Origin of the sequence: Bacteroides caecigallinarum (assembly GCF_021531075.1) — a bacterium.
In the GTDB taxonomy this organism is placed as follows: Bacteria; Bacteroidota; Bacteroidia; order Bacteroidales; family Bacteroidaceae; genus Phocaeicola; species Phocaeicola caecigallinarum_B.
In genome coordinates, this window is the sequence record NZ_JADYTJ010000071.1 from 1 (window position 1) to 10383 (window position 10383).

Annotated in this window: 5 protein-coding genes; all 5 read left to right on the forward strand. The window is 41.9% G+C overall.

The window, feature by feature from the left end; translation table 11 throughout:
- The first annotated feature begins 418 nt into the window (after positions 1-418).
- Positions 419-4939: a glutamate synthase large subunit gene (gene gltB, locus I6E11_RS13505; RefSeq protein WP_235338674.1), complete on the forward strand. Its 4521-nt coding sequence runs from the start codon at positions 419-421 to the stop codon at positions 4937-4939.
- A 98-nt stretch (positions 4940-5037) separates the two neighbouring features.
- Positions 5038-6375 carry a glutamate synthase subunit beta gene (locus I6E11_RS13510; RefSeq protein ID WP_235338675.1) on the forward strand — a complete coding sequence of 446 codons (1338 nt, stop codon included), beginning with the start codon at positions 5038-5040 and terminating at the stop codon, positions 6373-6375.
- 126 nt (positions 6376-6501) lie between these two features.
- Positions 6502-8196: an asparagine synthase B gene (asnB, locus tag I6E11_RS13515; protein WP_235338676.1), complete on the forward strand. Its 1695-nt coding sequence runs from the start codon at positions 6502-6504 to the stop codon at positions 8194-8196.
- 18 nt (positions 8197-8214) lie between these two features.
- Positions 8215-9024, forward strand: a complete 810-nt coding sequence (dapF, locus tag I6E11_RS13520) for a diaminopimelate epimerase (protein ID WP_235338677.1) — start codon at positions 8215-8217, stop codon at positions 9022-9024.
- Between the two features lie 3 nt (positions 9025-9027).
- The gene (locus I6E11_RS13525; RefSeq protein ID WP_235338678.1) at positions 9028-10257 is read left to right on the forward strand and encodes an LL-diaminopimelate aminotransferase; all 1230 of its coding nucleotides are present in this window, start codon (positions 9028-9030) and stop codon (positions 10255-10257) included.
- The last annotated feature ends 126 nt before the right edge of the window (positions 10258-10383 follow it).

Here is a 10383-nt window from a genome sequence, read left to right on the forward strand (position 1 = left end):
CCATATTGTCAAGAGGGCTTCGCACCAAACAATTACTCGTAAAGCACGCCTCTTTAGGCTACTGTTGACGGAACAACAGGTTCAGACATCATGCTGAACAATTACTTGTACGACTTCTTGTCGCACCATTCAATACAAAAATAAGTATTTTAAGAGTTACAGATATGTTATACAATATATTTTTTTTCATTTTCATTTAAGCCGTATTGAAAATTAAAACCATTTGAGGATATTTTAACTTCATAATGATATATTCTACAAGTATTTTACGAGGATTTATAAGCAACTTATAAAGCCTGCTATCTTTTTTTTCAAAAATAAAGCATAACTACGTTCATAAAAAGCATAAATTAATACTTTTGCAGTACAAAATAATACAATCAAACGAGAATTCAATACATAAAGAAACCAAAACACAATGAAAGAGAATCATTTTATCAGAAAAAACGCTCTACAAGGATTATATAATCCAGCTAACGAGCATGACGCCTGCGGTGTAGGAATGATAGTAAACCTGCACGGAGCCAAGTCGCACGAACTGATAGACTCTGCCCTGAAAGTATTGGAAAATATGAAACATCGTGGAGCAGAAGGTGCCGACAGCAAGACAGGTGATGGTGCGGGTATCATGGTTCAGATACCGCATGAATTCATTTTATTACAGGGTATTCCTGTACCTGAGAAAGGTAAATATGGTACAGGACTTGTGTTTATGCCTAAGGATAAAGATATCCAGCAGGACATCATGAGTGTAATGATCGAAGAGATTGAAAGAGAAGGAATGACACTGATGCACGTACGCACAGTTCCTGTAAACTCAGATATTTTGGGCAAAGACGCGCAAGCTACAGAACCTGACGTAAAACAGATTTTTGTGACAGCCGGAACAGATGAAACCGAGCTGGAGAAAAAGCTGTATATAATCAGAAAGAAAATTGAAAATAGAATACAACACAAAGACTTTTATATAGTTTCACTATCTAGCAAAAACATGGTGTATAAGGGTATGCTCACGTCAACACAATTGCGTGAATACTATGCAGACCTTACACAACCATATTTCACTAGTGCTTTGGCATTGGTTCACTCACGTTTCAGTACCAATACCTTCCCTACATGGAGTCTGGCTCAGCCTTTCCGTATGATGGCACACAACGGTGAAATAAACACTATCAGAGGTAACCGTGCCTGGATGGAAGCTAGGGAAAGTGTGTTGTCGTCAGAAAAATTGGGCGACATCTCTAGAATACGCCCTATAATTCAGGCTGGTATGAGCGACAGTGCATCAATGGATAATGTGCTGGAGTTCTTCGTAATGTCAGGACTAAGCCTGCCACACGCACTTGCAATGATGGTGCCGGAATCAATAAACGAAAAGAATCCTATCAGCCAGAAGCTGAAAGATTTCTACGAATACCATTCCATCCTGATGGAACCTTGGGACGGCCCTGCTGCATTGCTTTTCAGCGACGGAAGATACGCAGGAGGTATGCTTGACAGAAACGGATTGCGTCCTGCAAGATGGCTGGTTACAAAAAGCGGTACAATGGTAGTTGCCAGCGAAACCGGTACTATAGGTTTTAATCCGGATGAGATAGAAGCCAAAGGACGACTTCAACCTGGAAAGATATTATTAATTGATACTCAGGAAGGCAAAATATTCTATGATAAAGAGGTTAAGGAAGACTTGGCTTCTGCTCTGCCTTATACAGAATGGCTGGCTGCCAACAGGATAGAACTTGACACTCTAAGAAGCGGACGTAAGGTTGAAAATTCCGTGAAAGACGCAGGCAGAAAGTTACGTATTTTCGGATACACACGCGAAGACGTGGAACGTACACTTACGCCAATGTGTGCTACTGGTGCAGAACCTACTGCTTCGATGGGTAATGATACCCCACTTGCAGTATTGAGCGAAAAGCCTCAGTCAGTTTTCAATTATTTCCGCCAGCAGTTTGCTCAGGTCACCAACCCTGCCATCGACCCTATTCGCGAAGAATTGGTAATGTCGCTCACTGAATATATCGGGGCAGTGGGAAGCAATATACTTAGCCCTAGTGCAAGTCATTGCAAAATGGTACGTCTGCCTCACCCTGTACTTACTAACACACAGCTTGACATACTTTGCAATATCAGATATAAAGGTTTCAGCACTGTGAAACTGAAAATGGTGTTCAAGGCAGATGAAGGTGAAGAAGGATTGAGACAGGCTATAGAAAATCTGTGTAAGAGTGCTGAAGAAGCTGTAGATGCAGGTGCTAACTATATAGTATTGTCCGACAGATATGTAGATGCACAGTATGCAGCAGTACCTTCGTTAATGGCTGTAAGTGCAGTGCACCATCATCTGATTTCAGTACAGAAACGTGTACAGACAGCATTGATAGTGGAAAGCGGCGAAGCACGCGAAGTTATGCATGCCGCACTGTTGCTGGGATATGGTGCAAGTGCAATATGCCCATATATGGCATTTGCAGTAATAGACGGACTGGTGAAGAAAGGAGATGTACAGCTTGACTATAACACAGCAGAAAAGAACTATATCAAGGCTCTCTGCAAAGGTCTATACAAGGTTATGAGTAAAATGGGTATCAGCACTATCCGTTCATACAGAGGAGCAAAACTTTTCGAAGCTGTAGGGCTGAACTCAGAAATAATGAAAAGATATTTTGGTACAGATGTATCAACTATAGGTGGTGCGTGTATGGGTGATATCGCCAATGACTATCTGCGTTTCCATCGCTCAGGCATTGCTATATCAGAAGATGAGGCTGGTTCATTATTGAGCCATATAGGTCTGTTCTCATACAGAAAGGATGGTGAACAGCATGCATGGAATCCAGACACCATAAGTCTGCTACAACTTGCGACACGTACCGGCAGCTATAAGAAATTCAAGGAGTTCACTAAAAAGGCTGATGAAAAGGAAAATCCGATATTCCTGCGCGACTTCTTCAGTTTCCGTAAGAACCCTATCAGCATTGATCAGGTAGAGCCGGTTGAGGAAATTGTAAAGCACTTTGTTACAGGAGCCATGTCGTTCGGTGCTATCAGTAAGGAAGCACACGAAGCCCTGGCTTTGGCAATGAACAAGCTTGGTGCAAGAAGCAATACTGGAGAAGGTGGTGAAGACAGCAGCCGTTTCTCGTCTGTATATCATTCAGACAGCGACAATGAGGATATCAGCCTGTGCAGCAAGACAAAACAAATTGCTTCAGGACGTTTCGGAGTAACAACTGAATATCTGGTTAATGCAGAAGAAATTCAGATTAAAGTGGCACAGGGCGCAAAACCAGGAGAAGGTGGACAATTGCCGGGATTTAAGGTAGATGAAGTGATTGCACGTACACGTCATTCTATTCCTGGTATTTCGCTTATTTCGCCTCCACCTCATCATGATATTTATTCTATCGAGGACCTCGCACAGCTGATATACGACTTGAAAAACGTTAACCCACGTGCCGCAATAAGTGTAAAGCTTGTAGCAGAGAGCGGTGTGGGAACTATCGCAGCCGGTGTAGCAAAGGCTAAAGCCGACCTTATTGTGATTTCAGGTGCCGAAGGTGGTACAGGTGCATCTCCAGCATCATCAATGAGATATGCCGGAATTCCACCAGAGATTGGTTTGAGCGAGACTCAACAGACACTGGTACTGAACGGTCTGAGAGGTCAGGTACGCTTACAGACAGACGGACAGCTTAAAACAGGACGCGACATTATAAGCATGGCATTGCTTGGTGCCGAAGAATTTGCTTTCGGAACTTCTGTACTGATAGTTCTGGGATGTGTGATGATGAGAAAATGTCATACCAACTTGTGTCCGGTGGGTGTAGCTACTCAGGATGAAAAATTGCGTGAACATTTCCGCGGACATTACAAATATGTGGTGAACTACTTCAGATTCCTGGCAGAAGAAGTCAGGGAATATCTGGCAGAAATGGGATTCACAAAACTGGAAGATATAGTGGGACGCACTGACCTAATCCAGGCAGACAACTGTGAAAGAAAAGATAAGATGAAAGGTCTGGATTTTGGCAGAATACTGCATAAGATAGACAGCAGTGCAGATATACACCACTCGGCAGACAAACCTCTGGATCTTCTAGGAATAAAAGACAGAGCAATGATTGCAGCTGCAAAAGAGGCTTTGGAGAATAAGAAACCTATTGAACTGGAATATACTATTTCCAACACAGACCGTTCGGCTGGAGCAATGCTAGCAGGAGAAGTGGCCAGAAGATATGGACATGAAGGACTGCCAGACAGTACAATAAATGTCAAATTCAAAGGTTCTGCAGGACAAAGTTTTGGTGCATTCCTTACTTCTGGTATAACATTCCGCCTGGAAGGTGAAGCCAACGACTATGTAGGAAAAGGTATTAGCGGTGGACGTATATGCCTGTTACCACCATCCGGTTCATTGTTTGATGCATCAAAGAACACAATTGCAGGAAATACTCTGATGTATGGTGCTACTAAAGGTGAAGTTTATATCAACGGTCGTGTTGGCGAAAGATTTGCCGTGAGAAACTCTGGTGCAATAGCTGTAGTAGAAGGTGTGGGAGACCACTGTTGTGAATATATGACAGGAGGACGCGTGGTAGTTCTAGGTGATACAGGAAGAAACTTTGCAGCCGGTATGAGTGGAGGTATAGCTTATGTATGGGATCCGGAACACAAATTCGACTACTTCTGCAATATGGAAATGGTAGAACTTAATCTGCTGGAAGACTCTGCATCTCGTAAGGAATTGAAAGAACTTATAGAACGTCATTGGAAGTATACCGGTTCCAAACTGGCAAGAACTATCCTCGACGAATGGCAGGAACATATTGACGAATTCATTCAGGTTACTCCAATAGAATACAAACGTGTTCTGGCAGAGGAACAGATGAAAAAACTGCAACAGAAAATTGCAGAAGTACAGAGAGACTATTAATAATGAATAATGAACAATTAATAATTAAGAATTAAGAATGAGTAGATGACATCACTCTTAATTTTTAATTATTAATTATTAATTCTTAATTGACCAACATGGGAAATCCTAAAGCATTTCTAAATATACCTCGTCAAGAGGCCGGCTATCGTCCTATACACGAACGTATTGCCGATTACAGTGAAGTGGAACAGACACTTAACACGAGTGAACGTAAATTGCAAGCCAGCAGATGTATGGACTGTGGAGTTCCATTCTGCCATTGGGCATGTCCGTTAGGCAACAGACCTCCGGAATTCCAGGATGCATTATGCAAGGGAGACTGGCGTAAAGCTTATGAAATACTAAGTGCTACAAATGATTTTCCTGAATTCACAGGAAGAATTTGCCCGGCACTATGCGAAAAGTCATGTGTACTGAAACTTAGTATTGATTCGCCTGTTACTATCCGTGAAGATGAGGCAGCTGTTATTGAAGCTGCATTCCGCGAAGGATATATAGTACCGAAGAAATATGAGAAGAATGGCAAAAAGGTAGCCGTTATAGGTTCAGGTCCTGCAGGGCTGGCTGCTGCAAACCAGTTGAACCGTCGCGGATATGAAGTAACAGTATTCGAACGCGATGAAATGGCCGGTGGTTTGTTGAGATATGGAATTCCAAACTTCAAGCTGAGCAAAAACATTATAGACCGCAGATTACAAATAATGGAATCCGAAGGTATAGTTTTCAAAACTAACGCAGAAATAGATTTGGGAAATCTACCTGGAGGGTTCGATGCATATGCCATCTGTACAGGTACACCACAAGCTCGTGACCTGGCAATACCGGGACGTGAACTCTCGGGTATACATTTTGCAATGGAAATGCTTGCTCAACAAAACAGAGTCCTTGCAGGACAGGAAATTCCGGAAAAAGAAAAGATTACAGCACGCGGAAAACATGTGCTTGTTATCGGTGGTGGTGATACAGGTAGTGACTGTATAGGAACATCACACAGACAAGGAGCTCTTGATGTAACACAGATTGAAATTATGCCTAAACCTCCAGTAGGACACAACCCTGCTACTCCGTGGCCACAATGGCCTGTGGTTCTGAAAACAAGTTCAAGCCACGAGGAAGGATGTACACGCCGCTGGTGTCTGAATTCAAATAAATTCATCGGCAAGAATGGTAAAGTAACAGGCGTTGAAGTGGAAGAGGTAGAATGGATACCTGCAACAGACGGAGGACGTCCTACGATGAGACCTACAGGTAAAAAAGAAACCATTAAAGCAGATTTGGTTCTCTTGGCTATGGGCTTCCTGAAACCTCAAATGCCGGAACTGCCGAAGAATGCAGTAGTGGCAGGTGATGCAGCTACTGGTCCTTCACTCGTAGTAAAATGTATAGCTGCGGGAAGACATGCAGCAAACGAGATAGATAAAATGTTTTCTTAAAAGGTTACGAGACTACAGTTACAAGTTGACAAGGTTTACATCCGGACTGAACTACCGGTCGGCGAAACTAAAACCTTGTCAACTCGTTAACTTATCACCTAAAAACAAACTTAAAAACTCAAACTTATGTGTGGTATAGCATGTATCTTCAATATAAAGCAACAATCGCCTGAGCTAAGACAAAAGGCTCTCACTATGGCGAAACGCATACGTCACCGCGGACCGGACTGGAGTGGTATTTATTGCGGCGGTTCAGCCATCCTGGCACACGAACGATTATCAATAGTTGATCCGCAGAGTGGTGGACAACCATTATTTTCGCCTGACAGAAAACAAATACTGGCGGTAAACGGTGAAATATACAATCATCGTGATATCAGAGCGGAATTTGCAGGCAAATATGAGTTCCAGACAGGAAGTGACTGTGAAGTAATACTTGCACTTTATCGCCAATATGGAATAGACTTCATAGAGAAACTAAGCGGAATATTCGCTTTTGCTCTGTATGATGAAGAACGTGACGAGTTTCTGATAGCCCGTGATCCGATAGGTGTAATTCCATTGTACATAGGCCATGATGCAGACGGTAAGGTATATTGTGCCAGTGAATTGAAAGCATTAGAGGGATTGTGCGACGAATATGAGCCATTCCTGCCTGGACACTATTATTGGAGCAAGGAAGGTAAAATGCACAAGTGGTACAAACGTGACTGGTGTGAATATGAGACAGTAAAAGACAGATATACGGATCTATCTGCTGATGAAGCATATAAGACTCAGGTAGAAGACGTACGCAAAGCACTGGAAGATGCCGTAAAAAGACAGCTTATGAGTGATGTACCTTACGGTGTATTACTTTCCGGAGGACTTGATTCGTCGGTAATATCTGCCGTAGCAAAATTATTTGCAGATAAGAGAGTAGAAACAGATGGCAAGCAAGATGCATGGTGGCCACAACTACACTCTTTTGCTGTAGGTCTGAAAGGTGCTCCTGATTTGGAAAAGGCTCGCCTTGTGGCAGATCACATAGGAACTGTTCATCATGAAATAAACTATACTATACAGGAAGGTCTTGATGCCATACGTGACGTTATATACTACATCGAGACTTACGACGTTACAACTGTCAGAGCATCTACGCCAATGTATCTGTTGGCCAGAGTCATAAAGTCAATGGGAATAAAGATGGTACTTAGCGGTGAAGGTGCCGATGAGGTATTCGGTGGTTATCTGTATTTCCATAAAGCACCGGATGCACGTGCCTTTCATGAAGAAACAGTACGCAAATTGTCAAAACTACATCTTTACGACTGTCTGCGAGCAAACAAATCACTGTCTGCATGGGGAGTGGAAGGAAGAGTACCATTCCTTGACAAAGAATTTCTGGATGTTGCTATGCGCCTGAATCCAGCCGTTAAAATGTGTCCTGGAAAAGAAATAGAAAAGAAAGTTGTTCGCGATGCCTTCTCTGAACTTCTTCCGCAAGAAGTGGCATGGAGACAGAAGGAACAATTCTCGGACGGAGTAGGATATTCATGGATAGATACACTAAAGGCTATAACATCAGAAGCTGTAAGCGATGAACAGATGGCACACGCTGCAGAACGTTTCCCTATCAACCCTCCTCAAAATAAGGAAGAATATTATTACCGTAGTATATTTGAGGAACACTTCCCAAGTGCATCGGCAGCAAAATCAGTACCAAGTATTCCAAGTGTTGCTTGCTCAACAGCAGAGGCTCTTGCATGGGACGCATCTTTCAAAGGTATGAATGACCCAAGCGGACGCGCCGTAGCAGGAGTACACGAAGCAGCTTATTAAAAATTAAAGATTAAAAAGATGAATATCAGATTTACAAAAATGCACGGTGCCGGCAATGACTATATATATGTAAATACACTATTATATCCACTGGAGGAACCTGAGAAATTAGCAGTGGAATGGAGTTGCCGGCATACAGGAATAGGCAGTGACGGACTTGTTCTGATATGTCCTTCTGAAATAGCAGATTTCAGTATGCGTATATTCAATGCGGATGGTTCGGAAGCAAAAATGTGCGGCAATGCCAGCAGGTGTATAGGTAAATATCTTTACGAAGAAGGATTGACTGCTAAATCAGAGGTTACTCTGGAAACACTTTCAGGCATAAAGGTTCTTAAACTTCATATCACACATAATAATACAGTAGATACCGTTACTGTAGACATGGGACAACCAAGTGATATACATAAAGTACAGTTAGGTGACGGATATTGTTTCAGTGACGGTATAGCTGTTTCAATGGGAAATCCACACCTTGTTATATTCGTTGATGATTTGTCTAAAGTAAACATTTCAGAAATCGGACCACTATTGGAAAGACACCCATTATTCCCGGACAGAGTGAATGTGGAATTTGCCCAGATACTCAAAAACGGAGATATAAGAATGAGAGTGTGGGAACGCGGCTCTGGTATAACAATGGCATGTGGAACTGGAGCCTGTGCCACAGCAGTGGCAGCAGCACACTGTGGAAAAAGTGGAAGAACATCATCCATAATAATGGATGGAGGAACACTTCAAATAAAGTGGGACAGTGCAGATAATCACGTATATATGACAGGACCTGCCGTCAGAGTATTCGACGGAGAAATAAATGTAAACGAATAAATTATGGCACTTATAAATGATAATTTCATAAAACTACCGGGAAGTTATCTATTCTCGGATATTGCAAAAAAAGTCAATGCTTTCAAAAATGAGCATCCCGACAAAAATCTTATACGCCTTGGGATAGGAGATGTTACACGCCCAATAGCACAAGCATGTATAGAAGCAATGCATCGTGCTACAGATGAACTCTCACATTTGGCATCATTTCATGGATATGGTCCGGAGCAAGGCTATGATTTTCTTATTGAAGCTATAATAAAGAACGATTTTGAACCTAGAGGTATAAAACTGTCTAATCACGAAGTCTTTATAAACGACGGTGCAAAAAGTGACACAGGAAACATAGGTGACATCTTCAATAAAGACAATAGAATAGCAGTTACTGATCCCGTTTATCCGGTTTATGTAGACAGTAACGTAATGGCAGGAAGAGCTGGTATCCTAAATAAAAACGGATGCTGGAGCGACATTACATACTTGCCATGTACAGAAGAAAATAACTTTGTACCTTCATTACCATCGGAACAAGTAGATATCATATATCTGTGTTATCCCAATAACCCGACAGGCACAACACTTACAAAAGCAGAATTGAAGAAATGGGTGGACTATGCCATATCAAACAATTCAATAATCTTTTTTGATGCAGCATACGAAGCTTTCATCCGTGAAGATGATGTACCACATTCTATATACGAAATAGAAGGAGCAAGAAAATGTGCCATCGAATTCAGAAGTTTCTCTAAAACAGCAGGATTCACAGGAGTACGTTGCGGATATACCATAATACCGGACGAGGTAACAGCCAAAGACTGCAACGGAGAAGACATACAGTTGAACAAACTATGGTTAAGAAGGCAATGTACAAAATTCAATGGAACAAGCTATGTGACTCAGCGTGCAGCAGAGGCTATCTATTCTGAAGACGGAAAGGAACAGGTAAAAGCGAATATAGACTACTATATGGAAAATGCACGCATTATGCGTGAGGGATTGCAAAAAGTGGGAATGAACGTTTATGGTGGTTGTAATTCTCCTTATTTATGGTTAAAGACACCTGCAGGATATTCATCCTGGCAATTCTTTGACAAATTACTCAATGATGCAAATGTAGTGGGAACTCCCGGTGTTGGTTTCGGCCCTTCCGGTGAAGGTTTCCTTCGACTGACAGCTTTCGGCAGACGCGACGACTGTATAGAGGCTATGCATCGCATAGAAAAATATATATAAAAATGCTATAAGCAAATAATCAGTTTTGGTTTTATATGTATTGACTGAAAGGCTTTCTCAATATGATATTATTCATAATTGAGACAAGCCTTGCTTATTTTATATAACAAATTACTAGAATAAAAA